Genomic DNA, 23,450 nt, shown 5'->3' with positions numbered 1-23,450 from the left:
GGTATGAAAGAAGATTATTATGAAATACTGGGTGTTGGAAAGAATGCATCCGCTACCGAAATAAAAAAGGCTTATCGCAAAAAGGCATTGGAGTATCACCCTGACAAAAACCCTGGTGATGCCAAGGCCGAGGAAATGTTCAAAAAAGCTGCCGAGGCCTATGAAGTGCTCAGCGATCCCAACAAGAAATCGCGCTATGATCAATTTGGTCATGCCGCTTTCGAAGGCGGTGGCGGATTCGGTGGAGGAGGCATGAACATGGAAGATATCTTTAGCCAGTTCGGTGATATTTTCGGAGGGGCCTTTGGTGGTGGTGGTTTTGGCGGCTTCGGCGGTTTTGGTGGCGGCCAGCGCAGGGTCAAGGGCAGTAACCTGCGAATTAGGGTCAATCTGACCTTGGATGAAGTGGCCAACGGGGTTGAAAAGAAGGTCAAGGTGAGAAGAAAGATCCAGGCCGATGGGGTGACCTATAAAACCTGTTCTACCTGCAATGGCCAAGGCCAAGTTACCAAGGTGACCAATACTATATTAGGAAGAATGCAGACCGCGGCGACATGCAGTACTTGTAGCGGTAGTGGGCAGATCTTGGACAAAAGGCCCAGCGACGCCGATGCCCAGGGTCTTCGCGTGGCAGAAGAGACCGTATCCATTAAGATTCCGGCAGGTGTCGAGAGCGGTATGCAACTGAAAGTTCCTGGAAAAGGGAACGAGGCGCCCGGCAATGGTATTGCGGGTGATTTGCTGGTCGCCATTGAGACCAAGGATCATTCTACCCTAAAGCGGGAAGGTGATAACCTGCACTATGACCTCTACATCAGTATTTCGGAAGCGGTTTTAGGCACTTCAAAAGAAATCGACGCCGTCGGAGGAAAAGTAAGGATCAAATTGGAGCCGGGCATCCAATCCGGTAAAATCTTACGGTTGCGGGGCAAGGGAATCACTAGTCTGAACGGCTATGGTAGCGGTGACTTACTGGTACATGTCAATGTTTGGACACCCAAAGAGTTGAACAAAGAGCAAAGGGAATTTTTTGAACGGATGAACGGAGATGGCAATTTCGAACCTAAACCGGAAAAATCGGATAAATCTTTTTTTGAAAAAGTAAAGGATATGTTCTCTTAATAAACTCGTTTTCAGGGTCTGTTGCGATGGGTATAAGACGCAGTTTTTGGTTTTGAATCGTGCTTCCCGGTTAGTTTGGCGAGATTTTACGGTTCACCACTTTGTATTTAAATAAAAACCGTATATTTGATTTTAATATTGGGAAACCGATATTAATTTTCTTTTTCATAGCAATTTTTTTCCCATCCTTGACTTGATTGAGGGTGGGTTTTGTTTTTTACAGCTTTTTTTGAACCATTTGGCTATCTTTGGACAAATTGCTTTCATGGATAAAATTTTGGTCACTAATGAGGTTACCAAACAGTTTGGAAAATATACTGCCCTCAATAAAGTATCCCTAGAAATCCCTAAAAATAGTATTTATGGCCTTTTAGGTCCCAATGGGGCCGGAAAGACCACACTCATACGTATTATCAACCAGATTACTTATCCCGATAGTGGTGAAGTACTCTTTGATGGCGCCCCGTTAAAGCCCCATGACATTACCATGATCGGTTACCTTCCCGAAGAACGCGGACTTTATAAAAGCATGAAAGTGGGCGAACAGGCATTGTATTTGGCCCAGTTGAAAGGTTTGGGTAAAGCTGAGGCCAAAAAACGACTGAAGTTTTGGTTTGACCGTTTTGAAATAGGGGATTGGTGGAACAAAAAAATTCTCGAACTCTCAAAGGGTATGGCCCAGAAAATACAGTTTATCGTTACGGTGCTGCATGAACCTAAACTGCTCATTTTTGACGAGCCCTTCAGTGGTTTCGACCCTATTAACGCCAATATTATAAAAGATGAGATACTAAAGCTCAAGGCAAATGGCACCTCGATTATTTTTTCAACACACCGAATGGAGTCCGTTGAAGAGCTTTGCGAATATATCGCATTGTTGCATCGGTCTGAGAAGATATTGGACGGCAAATTATCGGATATAAAAAAGGCGTATAAAAAAAACATCTTTAAAGTTGGGGTTGAAGTTGAGAACGGCGATATGTTTCTGAAAGAACTGGAAACCAAATTTGAAATAAAGTCATCGAATTACGTTGCAGAAGACAGACAACTCGATTTTACGGTGCAATTACCTTCAGATAGCAGTAAATCAATGCTGAGGTTTCTTTCTGAAAATGGCAATGTCAACCATTTTGTAGAGACGATTCCATCGGCAAACGAAATTTTCATAAGAACGGTAGAAAGTAAAGGGGCATATGAATAAACTATCATTGATCATCCAAAGGGAGTATTTGGCCAAGGTGCGCAATAAATCATTTGTCATCATGACATTCTTGAGTCCTATTTTGATGGTGGGTATGATCGTGCTGATCGCTTATCTGACAAAAGTCAATGATGACGGTACGAAGGTCATCTCGATATTGAACGAGAGTGATTATTTTTCAAACGATTTCAATTCTACCCAGCACACGGCGTATGTAAGATTCAATGATATTTCATTGGAGACTGCCATAGATTCAACGGCCCGAGCTGGCTATGTGGGGCTATTGTACATACCGCATGATGAAGATTTGGAGCGCGTGGCCAGTAATGCTTTTTTTTATACGGGTACAACGCCCAACTCTTCGCTAATCGACGGGCTTGAGAACACTTTTAGGGCGAGGTTGAGAGAGCATCGATTACAGCAACTAGGTGTCTCCGCAGAGGAGTTTGCGCGAATGGACAAAAGTTTCGAGATCAAGACATCGACATTTGAAGGGGTACAGAACCTTAAGGGGATTAACGAGATAAAAGCAGCGATAGGTGGCGGATTTGGATACTTGATCATGATGTTCATAATTATCTATGGTGGTTTTGTTATGCGAAGCGTTATTGAAGAAAAGACAAGCCGCATTATAGAGGTGATTATATCTTCGGTAAAGCCTTTTCAACTCATGTTGGGCAAGATTATCGGTACTTCTTTGGCTGGTTTGACACAGTTTGCCATTTGGATACTTTCAGCTGGTCTTCTGTTATCCATAGCGTTTGTAATTTTTGATATTGATCCAGCTGCGTTAAAAACCGGTGGCGATATGGCCAATGGTATGGGAATGGCCGCGCCGTTGCCCTCGGCCAGTCAAACGATGAATCTATATGCGCAAGAGATTTTCAACATTCCTTGGCTAATGCTTATCTGTTTTTTTGTGGTTTATTTTGTTTTGGGGTATTTGATATATAGTTCTATCTATGCGGCGATCGGTGCAGCTGTTGATAACGAGACCGATACGCAACAATTCATATTTCCTATCATTTTACCATTGATATTGGCAATTTATGTCGGTTTTTTCTCGGTTTTCAATAATCCACATGGTCCTATTGCGGTCGGTTTTTCACTGTTTCCGCTTACCTCACCCATCGTCATGCTCATGAGGTTGCCCGGAGGGATCGGTGAAGGAGGTGTTCCCGTTTGGCAATTGATAACGTCAATTTTGTTGTTAATCGCTACCTTTATTGGTATCGTTTGGTTGGCCGCAAAAATATATAGGGTTGGTATTTTGATGTACGGTAAAAAAGCGAGCTACAAAGAATTGTTCAAATGGCTGAAGTATTAATATGAATCAAGAAGAACCGAATAAGGTAAGGGAGATCATAGAAGAAGACATTTGGGGTGCCGTGAAGGAGTTCTTGGACATCGGCCTGCATATTGGTGAGGGCGACAACCGTATTGACATAACCATTGGCCTGTTACTACTTCTTACTCTAGCTTTTATTGTCACCAGTTTTTTTCTAAAATGGCTACGACAACTGTTCACGCGAAAGATGGTGGCCGATGACAAGCTAAAGTTCATTAGCATCTTCAAGTTCATTAAGTACGTCGTCTATTTGGTAGTGATACTTTTTACCATGAGTGCGGCGGGTATCGATATTACGTTGTTGATCACGGCTTCGGCCGCCTTATTTGTCGGTCTTGGCCTTGCGTTACAAGAACTTTTTCAAGATCTTATCGGCGGTATTTTTATAATCTTGGATAAATCGGTCCATGTTGGCGACATCGTCGAGGTCGACGGCAAAGTAGGTAAGGTTTTCGATATTAAGTTGCGAACGACCAGGGCAATTACCAGAGATGATAAGGTAGTCATAGTGCCCAACCACAAGTTTATCAGCGATATCGTATACAATTACACCCAAAACCATAAAACGACCCGAGAAAATGTTGTTGTCGGTGTTGCCTATGGAAGTGATGTAAAATTAGTGACCAGGATATTGGAAGAAATAGTGAACAATCAAAAAGGAGTTTTGAAAAATCCCAAACCTTTTGTGCTGTTCGATGATTTTGGTGACTCCGCGTTGATATTCTCGATTAATTTCTATACCAACGACAGTTTTGGCGACCCGCGCATAAAAAGTAATATTCGCTACAGGATCGATGAAGAATTCAGAAAGAACAATATCACGATACCTTTTCCTCAGCGAGATATACACATTTACCAAAAAAATCCGTTTCAACATAGTGCAGTGGCAAATACAGACAAGGAATGGGGGTTAGGAGTCGATTGATCGTCATAAGCTTATTGGCATATTGTCTTATGGCGGGTTATGGGTTTTCTCAGACTCCCGATGTCTTCCGTTTTGAGTATATGCTCATGCCTCGCAATGATGCAGGCGCCAAATTATCACGGATCAAGTTGGTCGCAAACGTACCCATCAAAGTGAGAGATAGCAATAATATCGTTGTCGGAGCGGAGTATAATCGTTTGGCGTACGACTTGCAAAGAGATGATATTGTGTTGGGAGAAGAGGGTTTGAGCTACTTGCACGTAGTAGACCTTAATATGGCCTATGTGATGAAATACAATGAAGATTGGCGATTTGTTGGGGTATTGACACCACGTTTGGCATCGACTTTGATAAATCCCTTGGAAAATGGAGACTTTTCGATTAACGCGACCATAGGTGCGTTTAGAGATAGACAAAAAATACCCAAGCCTGAACGATTGGTATTGGGTATTGCCTATAATTCTACGGTCGCCTTGAGGATTCCTTTGCCGATAGTCTACTATGAAAAAAGGTTTCGCCCGAATTGGACCTATGTGGTCGGGGTTCCAAAAACAGGATTAAAGTTCCATTTTAAAGAGAAAAATATCATTCAGACCGAGTTTATTTTAGACGGTTATTTTGTGAATTTACAGAACAGTACGGTTTTGCCCGATGCCGGTTTTGCCTCATCGATTTCCTCATCGGCGGCATTGGTTACATTGGGGTATTCGCGCAATCTGAACAAGACCATGTCTTTCTATGGTTTTTTGGGCCATACGTTATTTCAAAGTGGGGTTTTGAGGGATAGCGATAGAAATGATATTTTTACATTGAACGACAAACCCAGCTTCTATTTCAGAACCGGGTTTAGAATTGGATTATAAATAGAAAGATTATGCCTAAAATTTTGGTCATTGAAGATGAATCGGCAATACGAAGGGTGCTGCTGAAAATACTTTCCGAAGAAAGCGATACCTACGAAGTAGAAGAGGCCGAAGATGGCCTGAAAGGTCTCGAGGCCGTCAAAAACAATGATTACGACCTTGTATTGTGCGATATCAAGATGCCAAAAATGGATGGTGTCGAAGTATTGGAGGCCTGTAGAAAAATAAAACCAGAGGTTCCATTTATAATGATTTCGGGCCATGGCGATCTTGATACGGCGGTCAATACCATGCGTTTGGGTGCTTTTGATTATATATCGAAACCCCCCGATCTTAATCGTTTGTTGACTACCGTGCGCAATGCCCTCGACCGTAAAGAATTGATTGTCGAGAACAAGATTCTAAAGAAAAAAGTTGGCAAGAACTACGAAATGGTAGGTGACAGCAAAGCGATCGCCAATATTAAGGAAATGATCGAAAAAGTGGCCCCGACAGATGCCCGTGTTTTGATTACAGGTTCTAATGGAACCGGTAAAGAACTGGTCGCACATTGGATCCACCAGAAGAGCCAACGCAACAAAGCCCCCTTCATTGAAGTGAACTGTGCCGCCATTCCTTCCGAACTAATAGAGAGTGAGCTTTTTGGCCATGTAAAAGGTGCTTTTACCTCAGCGGTGCGTGATAGGGCGGGCAAGTTCGAGGCGGCCAACAAGGGTACGATCTTTTTGGATGAGATAGGAGACATGAGCCTATCTGCCCAAGCCAAAGTTCTAAGGGCGCTACAAGAGAACAAGATTTCAAGGGTAGGTACCGACAAGGATATTAAAGTGGATGTCAGGGTGGTTGCCGCGACGAACAAGAACTTGCAGCAAGAAATAAAAGATGGTAAGTTTCGGGAAGACCTTTATCACCGTTTGGCGGTGATATTGATCAAGGTTCCGGCCTTGAACGACCGAAGGGATGATATTCCGATGTTGATCGACCATTTTGCACAAAAAATAGCTTCAGAACAAGGTATTGCCCCAAAAGTGTTTTCCGATAAGGCCATTGATTTGTTAAAGAGTAATGATTGGACCGGAAATGTCAGGGAACTTCGAAACGTTGTGGAACGACTGATCATTTTGGGAGGAAAAGAGGTTTCAGAAGAAGATGTTAAGTTGTTCGCAAGCAAATAATGGGCCCATTAATTGCAACGTTTTAACTTTTGCAGCGCAGCGACCGTGATTTCCTTGGTTCGAAGATTGTAGTATTTTTTGCCATCCGATAAATTTGGCTTCAAAAGTTCGGTTTCACAGATACCGATTACCCGGGTCGCATAGGCTCTGGCATCCTCGCAATTTACCGTTGTTACTATTTCATTCAATGAAATTTCATAGTACATCAAAGAAACGTCAATTTTGTGGTGTAATAGCTCTTCTTCGCTTATTTTAGAGGGTACCGCCAAATTTGGTGAGTCAGCTGTATTCATAGCAAGAACATTGTCTGGGTATTTGTTTTTGTGAAGACCATGGTTCTCCAACGCTTCAATACTTCCGAAGGTGTTTTTTAGGGCAATTTGCAAATGTTCTTTGGCTTTGCTAAGACTTGACGTTCTAACGGCCTTTTTGAGGTCTTCTTTTCCATAAGAAATTAAGGTATCGGCATCTACGCATCCACATTTGTCAAGATCATTTTTTGTTTTTTCAATGGCATTGAGGGCTTTGTAAGTAAAGAAACGAACCTTGTTAAGGTTGTTCTCGGCAATGGCCTTTTCGGTCTGTGCCTTGGCAAATCCCAAGTTCGAACTGGCATATTCACAGGCGCTGTACGGAGCGAAAGAAGAAAAAAGGCAAAGTGCCAAAAGGCTGGCCCACGAATATAATTTCTTCATAAGATCATAGGTTTTCATAAGTAAAATTTGGGAATCTTACACGGTAAAATTACGCCTAGAAACACATCTAGACCCTATTTTTTCGATGGAACGAAGACCAATGCCTATAAATTGGATAAAGCGGTTTTTAACACGGTTGAACGGTCTTTTTTTTTAACATTATCTGCATTTCAACGATCATTTATTTTATATTCGGAGCATGAAAATGCCAAATATCAATGGGTACAAAGTCCATAATGACATAAAATTGTCAGATTGCCCTACGAGCGATGACCTTGGGGCTACAAAAAAAGAACTAAAGAAGTATTTGGAAACGACTCGCGAAATGCTGGGGAAATTTCAAGACACTTTGTATGCGCATGGCAAATATAGTGTCTTGGTGTGCCTACAAGGTACCGATACGGCGGGTAAAGACAGTTTGATTCGAGAAGTTTTCAAAGATTTTAATGCGCGGGGCGTTGTTGTTCATAGTTTTAAGGTGCCCACAGAGCTAGAATTGAAGCACGATTATATCTGGAGACATTACATTGCGCTGCCCGCAAGGGGCAAATTCGGTGTGTTTAACCGTACTCATTATGAAAATGTTTTGGTAACGCGGGTACATCCGGAATATATATTGGGAGAAAATATCCCAAATATTCGGCAAGTGTCCGATATAGACCAACAGTTTTGGGATGCACGGTTCGAACAGATTAATAATTTTGAAAGGCATATTGCCGCAAATGGTACGATCGTTTTCAAGTTTTTTCTGCACCTTTCAAAAGAAGAACAGCGGCTACGGTTACTGCGAAGATTGGCGTTGCGAAGAAAAAACTGGAAATTCTCGCCGGGCGACTTAAAAGAACGAGAACTTTGGGACAAGTATCAAGAGTGTTACGAAGATGCCATCAATAGAACTTCTAGACCGCACGCGCCTTGGTATGTGGTTCCTGCCGATAACAAGAAGGCGGCCAGGGCCATCGTTGCTTCCATATTGCTCGAAGAGTTAAAAAAATATACCGATATACAAGAACCTGAGCTCGATGATAAGGTCAAAGAGAATCTCGAAATGTATCGAAATCAGCTGGAAAAAGAGGTAAAATGAAAAAAATACTGACACTATTGCTTCTGGCCGCGCTATCGACTTTCGGCCAATCTGAAGATGAATCTCAGATCAAAGCCATTTACGATGCTGCCCTGACCAAAGGAAAGGCTTATGATTGGTTGAATCACTTATCGAATCAGATCGGGGGGAGATTGTCAGGTTCGGTGCAAGCCCAGCAAGCGGTAGACTTTACAAAGGTACAATTGGATTCCCTTGGCTTGGACCGGGTTTGGTTACAACCTGTGCTAGTGCCCAAATGGGTTAGGGGCACGCCAGAATATGCATTTATAGAGACTTCTCCCGGTCTGACGAATACCGTGCCTATTTGTGCCCTTGGTGGCTCGGTCGCCACACCACCGGCGGGAATCAAGGCGAATGTTGTCGAAGTCAAAAAAATTGGGCAGTTAGCCGAATTAGGTCGGTCCAATATCGAAGGAAAAATAGTGTTTTATAACCGCGAGATGGATCCCACTTTGATCAATACTTTTCAGGCCTATTCGGGTTGTGTCGATCAAAGGTATTCAGGGGCCGCTGAAGCAGCTAAATATGGAGCGATTGGTGTTATTGTTCGTTCGATGAACCTTCGGCTCGACGATTACCCACATACGGGTTCAATGTCTTATGGGGAATTGCCCGTGCCAGAAAGAATTCCCGCAGCTGCCATAAGCACCAATGGTGCCGATCTTCTGAGTGCCACCTTGAAGTTGAACCCGGGGATGAAGTTCTATTTCAAACAAAATTGCAAACAGTTGGAAGATGTAGAATCTTATAATGTTGTTGGCGAGATCAAAGGAAGTCGCTTTCCAGATGAAATCATGGTCGTCGGTGGCCATCTCGATTCATGGGACCTTGGCGATGGTGCCCATGACGATGGTGCAGGTTGCGTTCAGAGTATGGATGTTCTGAACCTCTTAAGAATTACAGGCTATCGACCTCAAAGAACCTTACGCGTGGTCTTGTTCATGAACGAAGAGAACGGAATGCGGGGAGGTAACAAATATGCGGCCATAGCCAAGAGTATCAAAGAGCGGCATGTATTTGCCTTGGAAAGCGATGCTGGCGGTTTTTCGCCCCGTGGTTTTTCTTTTGACTGTTCTTCCTCGAATTTTGACCGTATTTTGGGTTGGTCAAAGCTCTTTGAACCGTACGGCGTACATTCATTCAAGAAAGGAGGTAGCGGGGCCGATATCGGTCCGCTGAAGAATGATGAGATCGTTTTGGCGGGCTTGAGACCCGATTCGCAACGGTATTTCGATCATCATCATGCCGAGAACGATACTTTCGAACATGTCAATAAACGGGAATTGCAATTGGGCACCGCGGCGATGGCAAGCCTTGTTTATCTTTTTGACAAGTATGGTATCGTCATAGAATAGTGTTCCTATAGGTAAAAGTGCGTATTATCCATTTTCCATTGGAACTTCAATACCTTTCAACCATTCTGCTAGATGCCTGCTTCTCCTATTTCCAAAAGGTAAATGTAACTTTATTCCCTATCTTTGCCGCTTCATTAAAAAAAGCAAAATGCAAGACGGAATCTACGCAAAATTCAATACTACAAAAGGAGAGATACTTATCAAACTTACCTATGACAAAACGCCCGGAACGGTCGGAAACTTTGTTGCCCTCGCCGAAGGAAATCTGGAGAATAGTGCCAAATCAAAAGGTGAGCCCTATTATAACGGGTTGAAATTCCATAGGGTCATACCTGATTTTATGATTCAAGGGGGGTGTCCTCAAGGAACGGGTATGGGTGACCCAGGGTATAAATTCGACGATGAATTTCATGGTGATCTTAGACATGAAGGCCCAGGCGTCTTGTCGATGGCGAACGCTGGTCCCGGAACCAATGGAAGCCAGTTTTTCATTACGCATGTGGCCACGCCCTGGTTGGATAACAAACATACCGTATTCGGCCATGTCGAAGGGGGTCAAGAAGTTGTCGATGCCATAGAGCAAGGTGATAGTATAGAAAGTCTTGAGATCGTAAGAATAGGCGACGAGGCTCGAAATTGGGAGGCCAAAAAAGCCTTTGAAGATTTCAAAAGTTCAAAAGAAAAGCGTGTGGCCGAAGCAAAGGCCAAACAGGAAGCCGAATTGGAAAAAGTAGCCGCTGGTTTTGACAAGACGAATAGTGGGCTTAGGTACAAAATTGTTCAAAAGGGAAGTGGTCCAAAAGCCCAAAAGGGTCAAATGGTATCCGTGCATTATGAGGGAGCCCTTTTGAGCGGACAGGTTTTCGATTCATCGTATAAAAGGAAGCAACCTATCGAATTTCAACTTGGTGTAGGCCAAGTTATTCAGGGCTGGGATGAAGGTATAGCTCTTCTAAATGTGGGCGACAAGGCTCGTTTCGTGATTCCCTCCGATTTGGGCTATGGGGAGGCTGGTGCAGGAGGGGTGATACCTTCAAATGCAACCTTGCTGTTCGATGTAGAGTTGCTTAAAGCGCAATAAAACCTCACGTAAAAAAGATAAAGGGTCCGTGCGAAAATTTCACACGGGCCCTTTATCTTTTATTTCTCTAAGGCCTAGGCCAGACCTAATGCCAATGAATTAACTTGCCAAATTATCAAATTCCACAGAACTGTACTTTATCAGTGCAATATTGAGCGCTATCAGAATTGCAAAAATTATAAGAAAGGTTATCATGTCTAAGATTTTGGGGTCTACAAGTAGGTGTTAACATAGTGTTTAACGCATATTATTATGTATTATTGTAATTTGGTGTAAGAAAAAAATTACAAAATAAATATTCTAGAACGAAAAGGTGCTTGAAATCGATGGCACGCTTTATATCACTTTTTGCGATTAACGTCTGGCGCGGCCTTTCATATACGGCAATTTGACGTGACGCATGAATCTCTTGAAAGGATGTAATTAATAATCGTCTCGAAAATCAACGCTTAATAAAATTAATATGAGGTTAAGCAAGATTAGAAAAATCAAAATAGTAAAAAAGGAGGTCATAATATTTGCCGATTAAAAACATGGTATTTACGACCGAATAACAAACTTAAGGTCCAAAACCCTACTGAAAACATCAAATACCTTAATTTTCTTACCGCGAATTTTTAGTGCCTTGCAGACTTATCACCAGAAGAATGATATTGATAACGAGAAGTGAGAAAAGAATTCCAAAAAAGGTCAGCATAAAGTATAATGGTTTTCTGGGGAAAACATTTTTAGCGTTGTACTTAAGATAGTGGGGAGTGAAAAAGGTTGCGTTAAAACGGTTCAAAATTACAAAAAGGTATCGTAAAAACTAAGTTTAGATCAAAAATCCATAAAAAAACCCTGACAATTTTGTCAGGGCTATCTTATAAAAAAAGCTTATACCTACCTAGTCAACTACCTTCACATTAACGGCGTTCAATCCTTTTTTACCTTGTTGTAGTTCAAATTCCACTACATCACCTTCTCGAACTTCATCGATCAAGCCAGAAATGTGTACAAAATGATCTTCGTTTGAACCGTCTTCAGTGATAAACCCATATCCTTTGGAATCATTGAAGAACTTAACTGTTCCTTTACTCATAATAATAAAAATTAAAATTAATTAAAGCGCAAAGGTACAGTTATTTAATTTAACCAAAGGACATTTATAAATTTATCTTTGCACGGGCCTAAACTGTTGGATCCGGTGTCATGCGCAGATAAGGCTTTATTTCCTCAACTCCTTTTTTAAATATCTTTTTGGCTTCGGCTGTAGGAATGGCCGGGCTCACGACCACATCTTCCCCGTTTTCCCAATTTGCAGGTGTTGCGACCTTATGATATGCTGTTAGCTGTAACGAATCTATGACCCTTAATAATTCATAGAAATTGCGCCCTGTTGACGCCGGGTAGGTAAGTATTAGCTTGACGGTCTTATCGGGTGCGATTATGAACACCGAACGTACGGTAAGGTTATTGTCCGCATTAGGGTGTATCATATCATAAAGGTCGGAGACCTTTTTGTCCTCATCAGCAATAATAGGAAAGTTCACGGTCGTCTGTTGCACCTCATTAATATCTTTGATCCATTCGTTATGCGAATCGGCACCGTCTACGCTCAATGCAAGCATTTTAACGTTTCGTTTGTCAAACTCGCCTTTGAATTTCGCCGCGGTACCCAATTCGGTCGTGCAGACAGGGGTGAAATCCGCAGGATGCGAAAATAAGATACCCCAACCATCGCCCAGATAGTCATAAAAATTTATGGGCCCCATTGAACTGTTCGCCGTAAAATCAGGGGCTTTGTCACCCAATCGTATTGTTGCCATTTTAAAAGTTTTTGTGATGAATAATTAATATCCTACAAATTTAGTAGATTATTATTGACTGTCTTTTTTTTACCGTTAAAAATGTATTAAATTTTACCTTTGATTATAGCCAATATAAAATGGGAGCCTGTATTCGAAGTATTCCTGATTTTACGTCTCGACTTGTTTTTCTTTTCTATTTTTAAGGCATGGAAAATATAGCACTTGATAAGCTTCGCTATCCTATAGGAAGGTTTGAGCCGCCTCGATCAATAACGGGGGAAATGGTCCAAGAATGGATACAGGTTTTGGAAGATTTACCCAATAAGTTGCACAATTTGGTGAAAAATCTTTCCGAAGAACAATTGAATACCCCTTATCGTCCGGGCGGTTGGACGGTTCGGCAAGTCGTGCATCACATGGCAGACAGCCATCACCATAGTTATACGCGTTTTAAATGGTCACTGACCGAAGATAATCCGTTGATAAAGGCATATCAAGAAAAAGATTGGGCCGACTTGTTCGATACCAAAACAGCGCCTATCGAACTTTCGCTTGATTATCTAAAAGCACTTCATGCCAAGATGGTTTTTCTGTTGAGGGGCCTCTCGAACAATGACCTGCAAAAATCGTATAGACACCCTGAAGACCGTTCGAGGGTGACGGTCGAGGAGAATATTGGAAAATATGCCTGGCACAGTCGACATCATTGTGCCCATATCGAGGCACTTCTCAAAACAAAGGGCTGGGCGTGATATGGGACTATGGCTTTTCGCCGCCTTCGGGGCCATAGAAAATCACCCAAGTTGAAAAGTCATCGGTAAAGTTCTCAAAGCGATGTTCAACTCCCGCAGGTACAAAAAGAAAATCACCAGGAGAAAAATGGGTTCTGACATCACCGTTTAAAAACTCACCGCTTCCTGAAATAATAACATAGGCCTCATCGCGCGTATGGGGTTGCTGCAAGTCGATTTTTTCTGGTTTGTATACTTCTACCGAAAGTGTTCCATGTTCGAAAACCGATAGAAATGGTGAACTTTCTCCAGCAAGCTTTTTCAAGGCCTCTTTTTTATCTATTTTCATTACTGATTCTTTATGCCCATTTGATATTACAACCGATACTTGGTTTTTGATTCGGGTCTATTTCATCTCCCGCAAGTAGTGCATCCATGGCATTTCGAAGATCGGTTCCTGTTACAGGAATTCCGTTTCCGGGTCTTGAATCATCCAATTGTCCTCGATACACAAGTTTTAACCGCGAATCGAACAAATAAAAATCGGGCGTACAGGCCGCATCATATTTTTTTGCAATTTCTTGGTCGGCATCGAAGAGATAGGGAAATCCATAACTTTCCTTTTCGGCAACTTGTCTCATTAGATCAGGTGCGTCTTGAGGATAATTTATGATATCGTTGCTCGAAATTGCAATAAAGTTGATACCTGTGGACCGGTATTCGCGGGCCATTTGAGAAATCTCGGGGTTCACATGCTTTACAAAGGGGCAATGATTGCAGATAAACATGATAACCGTCCCCTTATTTCCCTTTAATGATTGAAGCGAACTAAACTCGTCGGTTACTGTATCCAATAGATTAAAATCGGGCGCGATCGTTCCTAAGAGAAGCATGTTACTGGGCGTTCTTGCCATTTAAATCGATTTAAAAGACTTTAAAGTTAAGGTATTTGTCAAATTAATTTGTGAGGCCGCCAATTTCTAATGCCATGATTTACCAAAAAGCTTCGAATTATTTATATTCGATTGTTATATATTGCAGATGTTCTTCATAGGGGCGCCATGAAATCTCACTTATGCGCACTATGAACGACCATGAAATCATTTTGCTTTTTGACCGATACCATTCTCGATAACGTTCGTATTAATTTTGACACCGGATCTTTGTGGTTGATGAACACGGCCTTGGCCTTGGTCATGTTCGGTGTTGCCTTGGAAATTTCAAAAGCCGACTTTAAAAGATTGTTCGAAAACCCTAAGTCTATTTTTGTGGGTGTGGGCAGTCAATTCGTTCTATTGCCAATGATCACCTTTGTTATGGTCTGGCTTATTGATCCCTTGCCAAGTATTGCATTGGGCATGTTTATGGTGGCCGCATGTCCGGGAGGCAATGTATCGAACTTTATCGCCCATGCGGCCAGAGGCAATTCAGCGCTTTCGGTCAGCCTTACTGCGATAGCGACCTTGTTGGCTGTGGTTATGACGCCCTTGAATCTACAATTATGGGGGTCATTGTACGAACCGACGGCCCTACTATTAAAAGAGGTCGACATTTCGCCTTTCGAAATGATCAAATTGGTTTTCTTATTGTTGGGACTACCTCTAATATCAGGAATGCTGGTAAATCATGTTATGCCGATTCTGGCTTCAAAAATGGCAAGGGTGTTGAAGGTGGTTTCCATACTGTTCTTTATTTCTCTAGTGTTTTTGGCCCTATATAACAATCGTGAAATTTTTTCAGAGTATGTATTTTATGTTTTTTGGATCGTTTTGACCCACAACCTTGTAGCGTTCACTACGGGTTTCTCGTTGGCAACGTTTTTGAAATTGCCGAAAACTGATGTTCGATCCATTACCATAGAGACAGGTATTCAAAATTCGGGATTGGGACTTTTGCTCATCTTTACATTTTTTGATGGCTTGGGTGGCATGGCCTTGTTGGCTGCCTTTTGGGGTATTTGGCATTTGGTATCAGGCTTGATTTTGGCGGGCTTTTGGGGATATAGACCGATAACCAAAGAAAAACTGGTTTGAAGAAATTAGGATACAATCTGGTCAAGATATGGATAAGAACTAGCCTTCATCTTTTCTTTGGAAAGATAAAAGTTTCAGGGTTGGGGCATGTGCCGAAAGACAGACCCGTACTTTTTCTTCCCAATCATCAAAGTGCCCTTCTGGATGTACTTTTGATAGCGGTCGATTGTAATAGAAAACCCTATTTTTTGACGCGTTCCGATATATTCAAAAGCAAGGTCTTGATCGCGGTCTTCGATTTCTTTCAGATGATTCCGATATATCGTATTCGCGATGGCCGCGACTCGCTAAAGAACAATAATGTCATTTTTGAAAGGTGTGCAGAACTTTTGGGTCAGGGCGAGGCGATTCTTATGTTTCCCGAAGCGAACCACAATCTAAGACGTAGGGTGCGACCTTTGAGCAAAGGCTTTACCCGCATTTTATTCGCAGCTTTGGAGAAGCATCCCGACTTGGATATTCGATTGGTTCCGGTCGGGTTGAATTACCGGAACGCCGAGATTTTTTCCGATCGGGTCGCAATTTATTTTGGGGAGAATATCGCACTTCAAGATATACTCCTTGAGAACGATATTCCCGGGTCGACACAAAAAATCAAGGATACGGTCACCACGGCCCTAAAAGGTTTGACGACCCATATTGAAGATGATTCGGACTACGAAAACATTATATCTTGGCTTGATGCCCAGGGGGTCGACTATTTGAACCCCCAAGAAGTCAATAGCACTATCTCGACGTATGGCGGCAATGATTTACGGTCAAAAAATGGTTCAAAACCTACGTATGTCCGCAATATTTTAAAGGGAGTTTTTGTACTTTTCAATTTTCCCGTGGTTTTGTCTTGGCGCCTTCTGGTCAAGCCAAAAGTTTGGGAACCCGAGTTTATGGGTACTTTACGATTTGCATTTGCTTTGGTCATCTATCCGATATACTATATCGGCATGTTCATTCTTCTGACCGCCATATCAAATGCTGTATTGGCCCTTGCTGTAGTAACAAGTCTGTTTTTTTTCAACTGGATTTATACCAGAATCGGATAACGCTCCATAGACCAGAGGCTAAAAAATGTTACCTACATCATTTCTCCAAAGAAAATCGCGTTCATCAATAATTTGTTCGTGCCATACCAAAAAGCACGAAAATTGGTATTGTCGGTAAACACGATTACCCGGCCCTTACCAAGCCTTTTGGCGACGAATGGGACCGAATTTTTGATGAGCTGGGCATTTTCTTCAGAGATATAACCACTCATTAACGGATCAGAGGTGTATTGGATCGGGTTGTTGTAACTCTGCTTATCAGGGGCAATATAAACGTTGGAATTACGGAACAGGGCAAGCCTATCGTTTTTATACCCATAGTTAATGGGGTGGGAAAGATCCAATTTGGCCTCAAAAATAGCCCCGCCGGTTACCTGTGCACCACTATATGCGCCCTTTTGGTCGAAAGAAATATTTTTGGCTACCCTAGTCGTATCTTTTTTGAACTTGAGGCTTAAGAATTCGTTCTTGTCAAGCCATTCGGCCACGTTGGTGTATCCGATCAAAGTGCCACCTTCTTCGACCCATTCCTTTAATTTGTCGGCATTCTTCTTGCTCAGGGCCGAACCCCAAGTTCGAGGTAGTATAATATCGGTGTACGAACTTAGATCTACACCGCTGAAATACTCGGTATCCAATTTGGTCAGTTTCATAGCGTATCGAGTATCGAACAAATGCCAGATTTCTCCCGCATCATAAGAACGGACCCCGCCACCGACCAAAATCGCGACCTTTTGCTTTTTAATTGGGTCGAAGTCATTACTGCCCAAATCGATGCCCTTGGTCAAACCTGTGCCTACGGCGGTTATCTTTAGATGACTCTCTTTTGCCACTTCGGATAAAAAGGAATGAAGTTGCGAAGCATCCAATAACTGATTTTGAACGGGAATCATTATGGTGCCGTAACCATAATCATTGCCTTCTAAAGAAAAAGGAGACTTGGCGACCTTGGCGCGAATACCTTTGTTCACGATTTTATTCAATGCCTTGGGCGTATAATACTCGTTCCACTCGAATAGATAAGCATAATTACTTTGTCTGTCAACATCGCCAGATAGGGCTGACAGCTCTTGAATCTCTGAGCCCATATTCGATGACGAGCCCAATTCGGTATAATCCATATTGAAGGCCAAAGGAAAAGTCCATGCCGAAATATCGTAAAAAAGGCTGTCGGTAAAAGTGGTTCGCTTTTCGAACATGGCCTTGATCAACCTCGGGTTCTTTTGGGCCATGGGCACCACATAGGCATTTCCTTTTTTATATGATTTGCCACCAATCGAAGCATCATTGGAAAGTTCATGTACCTTTATTTTATGGCGTTTGAGAATCTCGGCGAGGTGCCATGCCTTGGCGGCATCTTTACTGTCGCCAAAAACGATGGCCTTGGTTTTGGCTTTTGTGGATTCGGAACGCATTGCTGAATAAAAATCGCGTTGGTACGATAGGATTTTTGCCCGCATATTTTGGGCGGCCTCGATGGTCGACAGGGCCGTGGTGAACTGATTTCTTATCGTAAAGGGAAAGGTAAGGGTGCCATTTTCACTTTCTTGAATATGCCCTCGTGAGCTTCCTTGTTCGAATAGAATACCTATGCTTCCGTTGACATCGGGAAAAGTGGAACCTTTTCCATAATAATAATCGTCGTAGTTTTCTTCTGAATAATATAGCGACCCTATTTTGTCCAATGCCTTTGCGTGGTAGGTGCCGATTTCGGCGGTCAGCTCCTGGTTTATTTTCGGGGTCAATGGGTGCACCCGTGTGGGTTCGCCCGGTTGAAAAAAGAAGGTGGAGTTCGTTCCCATTTCATGATGGTCGGTAAGAATGTTGGGCAACCACTTGTGAAACGTTTCAATACGCGCACGACTTTCAGGAAGCTGCACTGGCAACCAATCTCGGTTCATATCGAACCAATAGTGGTTGGTGCGCCCTCCGGGCCATACCTCGTGATACTCTCTTTCGTTCGTGTCAGAATTTAGATTGATACTTTTGTTGGTATTTGCCCAATAGGCGAATCGCTGCAGTCCGTCGGGGTTAAATGATGGATCCATCAAAATGACCAGATCGTTCAACATCGATTCGATCTCGGGCCCTTGTGCCGCCGCAAGATAATAGGCATAGGCGAGTCCGGCATTGGCTCCGCTCGGCTCGTTGCCGTGGATCGAAAAACCCTGATAGACCACTATGGGCATATCTTCGACCGAAAGCGAGCCAGCTCCGCTTTCGGTAAGGGCGATATGTTCTTGTCTTATTTTATCAATGTTCTGATGGTTTTTTGGGGAAGTTACGGTCAACAGAAGAATTGGTCTTCCCTCGAAAGTCGATCCGCGATTTTCAATGGAAATACGATCGCTCGCTTTTGCCAAGGTCTGCATATAGAACATAAGCTTATCGTGTGTTACGTGCCATTCGCCCACTTCATGACCGATAATTTCCTTAGGGGTGGGAATCGACTCGTCATATGCTATGTTCTGCGGTAAATAATAATTGAGGTCCAAAGTTTCTTGGGCCAAGCTAGATTGTAGGAAGCCAATGGCAAAAAGGAGGATAAAATTTTTCATAAGTCTTTAAATCTAAAAAAAACGACCCTGTCAAAAGGGCCGTAAGTTATTTATCGATAAGTTCATTACCTATATGTCGTCAAAGTCGACATCGGTAAAGTTTTCTGTTGATTTCATTTCCCCATTTTCCAAAGGGGCCTCTATACTATCTTCTTTTTTAAAATTTTTTTGATGTATTTCGGAGATTACTTCGCTTCCTTTTTCATCGATTATATAATCCATCATTTCTTCGACATGCTCTCTAAAAGCACTAAAATCCTCTTTATAGAGATAGATTTTATGCTTTTTATAGTGAAAGGAACCATCATCGTGGGTAAATTTTTTGCTTTCGGTAATGGTAAGATAATAATCACCGGCCTTTGTGCTTCTTACGTCGAAGAAATATGTTCTTCTTCCCGCCCTTAAAACTTTCGAATAAATCTCTTCTTGATCCATTAAATCTCTATCGCCCATTTTGTGTTGTATATGGTTCCTAACGGTGAGGAATTATTCTATCAAAAATGAAAAAAAAATGCTTATGGAGCAACAATTTTTCAGTTTTCTTTCTCCGAAAGCTGATTGCGATAAAGTTCACTGTAATAACCATCTACATCGTTCAGTTCTTCATGTGTGCCCTCTTGAAGCAATTTTCCGTCATCAAGTATCAGGATCTTATCGGCATTTTTGGCCGAAGAGACCCTATGGCTGACGATAAGCGTCGTACGATTTTTTGAGGCCTTTTTAAGATTGTTCAAAATTTCTTCCTCGGTCTCGGTATCCACCGCAGAAAGGCAATCATCGAATAGGTAGACCTGGGGCTCTTTTATCAAGGCCCTTGCGATCGAGACCCGCTGTTTTTGTCCGCCGCTCAAGGTGATTCCCCTTTCGCCCAAAACCGTATCGTACTGTTTCGAAAAGCCCATAATATTTTCATGGACCACGGCGTTTTTGGCGGCTTCAATTACTTCAGATTCACTGGCGTTTTCTTTGCCGAACTTAATGTTGTTCTTGATCGAATCGGAAAACAGAAAGGCATCTTGCGGTACGGCACCTATATTGCCCCGAAGACTTTCAAGGTTTAATTCTTTAATGGGCACATCGTCTACTAGAATTTCTCCTGAATCGACGTCATAAAGCCTTGCCGTCAAGTCAAGTATCGTGGATTTTCCTGCTCCGGTCTTACCTAAAATGGCCACGGTTTCACCCTCGTTGACGACAAAGGAAATGTTTTTCAGTGCAGTGATATTGGTATCATTATATGTGAACGACACGTTTTTGAACTCGATCTTGCCCTTGATCGGAGTCGTTTCGGCAACATTATTGGTAATCGAAGGTTTTTCCTTTAGAAATTCGTTGATCCTTTTCTGTGATGCTTCCGCCCGCTGTACTATCGATGTGAGCCATCCGACAATGGCCACTGGCCATGTCAACATGTTTACATAGAGTATAAATTCAGCAATGACACCGACAGAGGCTATTTCGCCATTTAGATACTGTCTTCCCCCGATATAGATAACAAAAATATTGCTGATCCCTATCATCAGTACCATCAGCGGAAAGAACCAGGCGTTTACCTTGGCAAGATCCATACTCCTGTTCTTTCCTTCTAGGGCAAGCACACCGACCTCAGAATTGATCCGTGGTTCCAAGGCATAGGCCTTGATTACCGAAACCCCTGAAAAGGTCTCTTGTGTAAATGTCGAAAGGGTCGATAAAAATTCTTGCACTTTTGTACTGCGCCGGTGAATGATCCGGCTTATTTGATAGATTAGTACCGAAAGAATCGGCAATGGAATCAAGGCGTAGGCGGCCAACTTAGGCGCGGTAAAGAACATGATGGGGATGATACAGGCAAATAGGGTGATCGTATTGATACCGTACATTAATGCTGGGCCGGCATACATGCGCACTTGGCCGACATCTTCGCTGATACGGTTCATCAAATCGCCCGTTCTGTTCTTCTTGTAAAAATCAAGGCTCAAGAATTGATAATGATCGAAAACCTCGTTCTTGAGGTCGTACTCGATATATCTCGAAACATTGATTATGGTCTGGCGCATAAGAAAGGTGAAGAAACCAGACAGCAAAGCCGCCCCCACTATTATCAAAATATACTGAAGTAGTTGTTCCCTCGCCAAGGATTCAGCGATTTTTCCGCCCATAAAATTTTCGACAACACTTATCGATTTATTCACGTATGAGGGCATAACAAGGGTAAAAACGCGTGCGATGATGGTTATTACTATGCCCATCAACAATTTGAACCAATATTTTTTGAAATACTTATTGACGTGTTTTAGTTCTTTCATACCCTATATTTGGCCAATGTGGTTCGAAGCGTTTTCGCAAATGCCAAAGATAATGGTTTGGGGCAAAAGCAAATGTTATAAAATATATAACATAAATGATAGGTTCTGGTTCTGTTTAGAAAATAGATTGTTATTTTTGCCTTGAAAAACATGGCCATACCTAAAAGTTCTTTAACATGCTTACCAGAAGGCATATTCGTGTAAAGGTTATGCAATGCATATACGCCTTGGCCCAGTCAAAGGAAGGTTCTTTGGAGACCCAGGAAAGGTTCTTGAGATCGAGCATCGAGAATATGTATACCCTATATTTATTGCTCTTGAGCCTTTTGATCGAAGTGCAAAGACTGGCCAAGGAACAGATACAACTTTCGTCGAACAAATATCTAAAGAACACCTCGGACGATTATCCCGATAAGGAAAAGTTCGTCAACAATGCGTTGCTACAGCAGTTGGCGACCAACATTAAATTGAATTCCGAGCTAGAACGAAGAAAGTTGAAAGACTGGTATCTCAACGATGAGTATGTTCGACTTATCTACAAGGAGGTAGTCGAGAGCGATCTATATCTCGATTATATGCATCGAATCGGCAGTTCTTATGACGAAGATCGAATGCTTATCATTGATCTATACAGGGAGGTCATTGCGCCCAACGAAAAAATATACGATTATTTCGAAGACACCCAGCTGACTTGGGTAGACGATATTCCCATTGTGAACACCTATATCATCAAACTTTTAAAAAAGGTAAGGCAAAGTCAAAATGAGGCCTTCTTTTTACCAAGATTGTTGAAGGACGATGATGATATGGATTTTGCAAAAAAACTGCTCACCAAGACCTTATTGCACGATGCCATGTTGGAAAAGGAAATAGAGGGAAAAACACCAAACTGGGATAAGGACCGAATTGCCGATATTGATTCCATTTTACTGAAAATGGCAATATGCGAGCTTCTTAATTTTTCTTCGATACCCGAAAAGGTCACTATTAATGAGTTTCTTGAGATTGCCAAAGAATATTCCACTCCGAAGAGCAGCATATTCATAAACGGAGTGCTCGATAAATTGGTCAAGGAATATCGAAAAGAAGGAAAGTTGAAAAAAATGGGTAGGGGTCTTTTGTGACCAAATTGATGGATCTACGGCTTTGCAATGACCTGAAAGATAAGCAGAATCAGGGGCGATCGATGAACTACATGGGCAGAAAATTGGTTGTAAATAGACTACAAGCTCAATTTTTACGTTAGTAACCAATAATTCTTTAGTTTTGCAACAAATAAAAATTTCTAAAATGAAAAGAGCAATTTTATCATTGGGTGTTTTATCCCTTTTGGCGTTTACTTCTTGTAAAGAAAACGCAAGCAGCAAGATCAAGACGGGCAACGTGGCAGTGGCCGCTGAGCGTGACGAGGCAGCGAAACAACTTCCTGTAATGGAATTCGAAAAATCGGAACATGATTTCGGTACCATAGAACAAGGCACTCCGCAAGAGACCATATTCACTTTTACGAATACGGGCAATGCACCTTTGATCATTACCGATGCCAAAAGTACCTGTGGTTGTACCGTACCTAAAAAACCGGAGGCCCCTATCGCCCCAGGTGAAAAAGGCGAGCTTTTGGTGCGTTTTAATGGTTCGGGCCAAAATCAGGTTACCAAAACTATTACCGTAACGGCCAATACCGAAAAGGGACAAGAACTATTGAGGATCAAGGCATTCGTAAACCCTAAGGGTGCGACACCTACAGGTCCGGTAGCACAATAAAATAGAACAAACGAGAACACAGTATGGAAGGATTGGGGCAGTTTCTGCCGATGATATTGATTTTTGTGGTGGCCTATCTATTCATGATACGCCCGCAAATGAAACGGCAAAAAGATGAAAAAAAATTCGCCTCAGAGTTGAAGCGTGGAGATCGCATTATTACCAAAAGCGGCCTTCATGGCAAGATTCTTGAATTGAATGACAGCGATTTTTCATGCGTCATCGAAACAATGGCCGGTAAGTTGAAATTTGATCGTACGGCCATTTCTATGGAGCTGAGCAAAAAATTAAATGCTCCGGCAAAAAAATAAATAGGTCATAATGAATAAAAAAAGCGGCGACCATCTTAAGGTCGCCGCTTTTTTTTGCTCCAAAA

The 23,450-nt window shown here is 42.3% G+C and carries 23 protein-coding genes; 15 read left to right on the top strand and 8 right to left on the bottom strand.

Annotated elements, in window-relative coordinates; translation table 11 throughout:
- Positions 1-3 precede the first annotated feature (3 nt).
- From dnaJ to ACEZ3G_RS00945, 6 genes are all read left to right on the top strand, one after another.
- Positions 4-1,122: a molecular chaperone DnaJ gene (dnaJ, locus tag ACEZ3G_RS00970; RefSeq protein WP_432423611.1), complete on the top strand. Its 1,119-nt coding sequence runs from the start codon at positions 4-6 to the stop codon at positions 1,120-1,122.
- Between the two features lie 265 nt (positions 1,123-1,387).
- Positions 1,388-2,323: an ABC transporter ATP-binding protein gene (locus ACEZ3G_RS00965; protein WP_432423610.1), complete on the top strand. Its 936-nt coding sequence runs from the start codon at positions 1,388-1,390 to the stop codon at positions 2,321-2,323.
- Entirely contained in the window at positions 2,316-3,650 is a 1,335-nt protein-coding gene (locus ACEZ3G_RS00960; protein WP_432423609.1) for an ABC transporter permease, read from the top strand. Before ACEZ3G_RS00965 ends, ACEZ3G_RS00960 begins: the two co-directional genes overlap by 8 nt.
- Position 3,651: 1 nt before the next feature.
- A complete protein-coding gene (locus ACEZ3G_RS00955) occupies positions 3,652-4,596 on the top strand; it encodes a mechanosensitive ion channel family protein (RefSeq protein WP_432423608.1) in 945 nt (314 codons plus the stop codon).
- A complete protein-coding gene (locus ACEZ3G_RS00950) occupies positions 4,575-5,459 on the top strand; it encodes a DUF6268 family outer membrane beta-barrel protein (protein ID WP_432423607.1) in 885 nt (294 codons plus the stop codon). Before ACEZ3G_RS00955 ends, ACEZ3G_RS00950 begins: the two co-directional genes overlap by 22 nt.
- An 11-nt stretch (positions 5,460-5,470) precedes the next feature.
- On the top strand, positions 5,471-6,634 hold the full coding sequence (locus ACEZ3G_RS00945; RefSeq protein WP_432423606.1) for a sigma-54-dependent transcriptional regulator: 1,164 nt from the start codon (positions 5,471-5,473) through the stop codon (positions 6,632-6,634).
- Between the two features lie 8 nt (positions 6,635-6,642).
- Here the strand turns inward: ACEZ3G_RS00945 and ACEZ3G_RS00940 are convergent, their stop codons facing one another.
- A complete protein-coding gene (locus ACEZ3G_RS00940) occupies positions 6,643-7,329 on the bottom strand; it encodes a hypothetical protein (protein WP_432423605.1) in 687 nt (228 codons plus the stop codon).
- Positions 7,330-7,528: 199 nt separating this feature from the next.
- Between ACEZ3G_RS00940 and ACEZ3G_RS00935 the strand changes: the two genes are divergently transcribed.
- From ACEZ3G_RS00935 to ACEZ3G_RS00925, 3 genes are all read left to right on the top strand, one after another.
- On the top strand, positions 7,529-8,413 hold the full coding sequence (locus ACEZ3G_RS00935; RefSeq protein ID WP_432423604.1) for a PPK2 family polyphosphate kinase: 885 nt from the start codon (positions 7,529-7,531) through the stop codon (positions 8,411-8,413).
- Positions 8,410-9,789, top strand: a complete 1,380-nt coding sequence (locus ACEZ3G_RS00930) for a M28 family peptidase (RefSeq protein ID WP_432423603.1) — start codon at positions 8,410-8,412, stop codon at positions 9,787-9,789. The genes ACEZ3G_RS00935 and ACEZ3G_RS00930 overlap by 4 nt, the downstream gene beginning before the upstream one ends.
- A gap of 148 nt (positions 9,790-9,937) precedes the next feature.
- Positions 9,938-10,870 carry a peptidylprolyl isomerase gene (locus tag ACEZ3G_RS00925; RefSeq protein WP_432423602.1) on the top strand — a complete coding sequence of 311 codons (933 nt, stop codon included), beginning with the start codon at positions 9,938-9,940 and terminating at the stop codon, positions 10,868-10,870.
- 886 nt (positions 10,871-11,756) lie between these two features.
- On the opposite strand, the gene ACEZ3G_RS00920 is transcribed toward ACEZ3G_RS00925, so the two are convergent.
- Both ACEZ3G_RS00920 and ACEZ3G_RS00915 read right to left on the bottom strand, forming a co-directional pair.
- A complete protein-coding gene (locus ACEZ3G_RS00920; protein WP_013304911.1) occupies positions 11,757-11,951 on the bottom strand; it encodes a cold-shock protein in 195 nt (64 codons plus the stop codon).
- An 88-nt stretch (positions 11,952-12,039) separates the two neighbouring features.
- Positions 12,040-12,678 (bottom strand): peroxiredoxin, encoded by a 639-nt coding sequence (locus ACEZ3G_RS00915; protein WP_432423601.1) that lies wholly within the window; start codon positions 12,676-12,678, stop codon positions 12,040-12,042.
- 188 nt (positions 12,679-12,866) lie between these two features.
- Between ACEZ3G_RS00915 and ACEZ3G_RS00910 the strand changes: the two genes are divergently transcribed.
- Positions 12,867-13,412, top strand: coding sequence for a YfiT family bacillithiol transferase (locus tag ACEZ3G_RS00910; RefSeq protein ID WP_432423600.1), 546 nt, complete (start codon positions 12,867-12,869; stop codon positions 13,410-13,412).
- Positions 13,413-13,419: 7 nt separating this feature from the next.
- On the opposite strand, the gene ACEZ3G_RS00905 is transcribed toward ACEZ3G_RS00910, so the two are convergent.
- Positions 13,420-13,740, bottom strand: a complete 321-nt coding sequence (locus ACEZ3G_RS00905) for a cupin domain-containing protein (protein WP_432423599.1) — start codon at positions 13,738-13,740, stop codon at positions 13,420-13,422.
- A 10-nt stretch (positions 13,741-13,750) separates the two neighbouring features.
- Positions 13,751-14,305, bottom strand: coding sequence for a thioredoxin family protein (locus ACEZ3G_RS00900; RefSeq protein WP_432423598.1), 555 nt, complete (start codon positions 14,303-14,305; stop codon positions 13,751-13,753).
- A 180-nt stretch (positions 14,306-14,485) separates the two neighbouring features.
- On the opposite strand from ACEZ3G_RS00900, the gene ACEZ3G_RS00895 reads away from it, so the two are divergent.
- Together ACEZ3G_RS00895 and ACEZ3G_RS00890 are read left to right on the top strand one after the other, a co-directional pair.
- Positions 14,486-15,424, top strand: a complete 939-nt coding sequence (locus ACEZ3G_RS00895; RefSeq protein ID WP_432423597.1) for a bile acid:sodium symporter family protein — start codon at positions 14,486-14,488, stop codon at positions 15,422-15,424.
- Positions 15,421-16,464 carry a lysophospholipid acyltransferase family protein gene (locus tag ACEZ3G_RS00890; RefSeq protein ID WP_432423596.1) on the top strand — a complete coding sequence of 348 codons (1,044 nt, stop codon included), beginning with the start codon at positions 15,421-15,423 and terminating at the stop codon, positions 16,462-16,464. Before ACEZ3G_RS00895 ends, ACEZ3G_RS00890 begins: the two co-directional genes overlap by 4 nt.
- A gap of 32 nt (positions 16,465-16,496) precedes the next feature.
- Here ACEZ3G_RS00890 and ACEZ3G_RS00885 read toward each other — a convergent pair whose 3' ends face one another.
- The 3 genes from ACEZ3G_RS00885 to ACEZ3G_RS00875 form a co-directional block, all read right to left on the bottom strand.
- Positions 16,497-19,022: a M14 family metallopeptidase gene (locus ACEZ3G_RS00885; RefSeq protein WP_432423595.1), complete on the bottom strand. Its 2,526-nt coding sequence runs from the start codon at positions 19,020-19,022 to the stop codon at positions 16,497-16,499.
- A 69-nt stretch (positions 19,023-19,091) separates the two neighbouring features.
- Complete coding sequence (locus ACEZ3G_RS00880; protein WP_432423594.1) at positions 19,092-19,475, bottom strand: PUR family DNA/RNA-binding protein; 384 nt, start codon at positions 19,473-19,475, stop codon at positions 19,092-19,094.
- 80 nt (positions 19,476-19,555) lie between these two features.
- On the bottom strand, positions 19,556-21,310 hold the full coding sequence (locus tag ACEZ3G_RS00875) for an ABC transporter ATP-binding protein (protein WP_432423593.1): 1,755 nt from the start codon (positions 21,308-21,310) through the stop codon (positions 19,556-19,558).
- Between the two features lie 176 nt (positions 21,311-21,486).
- On the opposite strand from ACEZ3G_RS00875, the gene nusB reads away from it, so the two are divergent.
- The 3 genes from nusB (at position 21,487) to yajC (ending at position 23,385) form a co-directional block, all read left to right on the top strand.
- Entirely contained in the window at positions 21,487-22,434 is a 948-nt protein-coding gene (gene nusB, locus ACEZ3G_RS00870) for a transcription antitermination factor NusB (protein ID WP_432423592.1), read from the top strand.
- 166 nt (positions 22,435-22,600) lie between these two features.
- A complete protein-coding gene (locus ACEZ3G_RS00865) occupies positions 22,601-23,074 on the top strand; it encodes a DUF1573 domain-containing protein (RefSeq protein ID WP_432423591.1) in 474 nt (157 codons plus the stop codon).
- 23 nt (positions 23,075-23,097) lie between these two features.
- Positions 23,098-23,385 carry a preprotein translocase subunit YajC gene (gene yajC / locus ACEZ3G_RS00860; RefSeq protein WP_432423590.1) on the top strand — a complete coding sequence of 96 codons (288 nt, stop codon included), beginning with the start codon at positions 23,098-23,100 and terminating at the stop codon, positions 23,383-23,385.
- The last annotated feature ends 65 nt before the right edge of the window (positions 23,386-23,450 follow it).

The sequence above is a fragment of the Meishania litoralis genome, assembly GCF_042611095.1.
GTDB classification, from domain to species: Bacteria; Bacteroidota; Bacteroidia; order Flavobacteriales; family Flavobacteriaceae; genus Meishania; species Meishania litoralis.
Note: the sequence above shows the minus strand (reverse complement) of the source record. Positions and strands in the feature narration are given on the sequence as shown.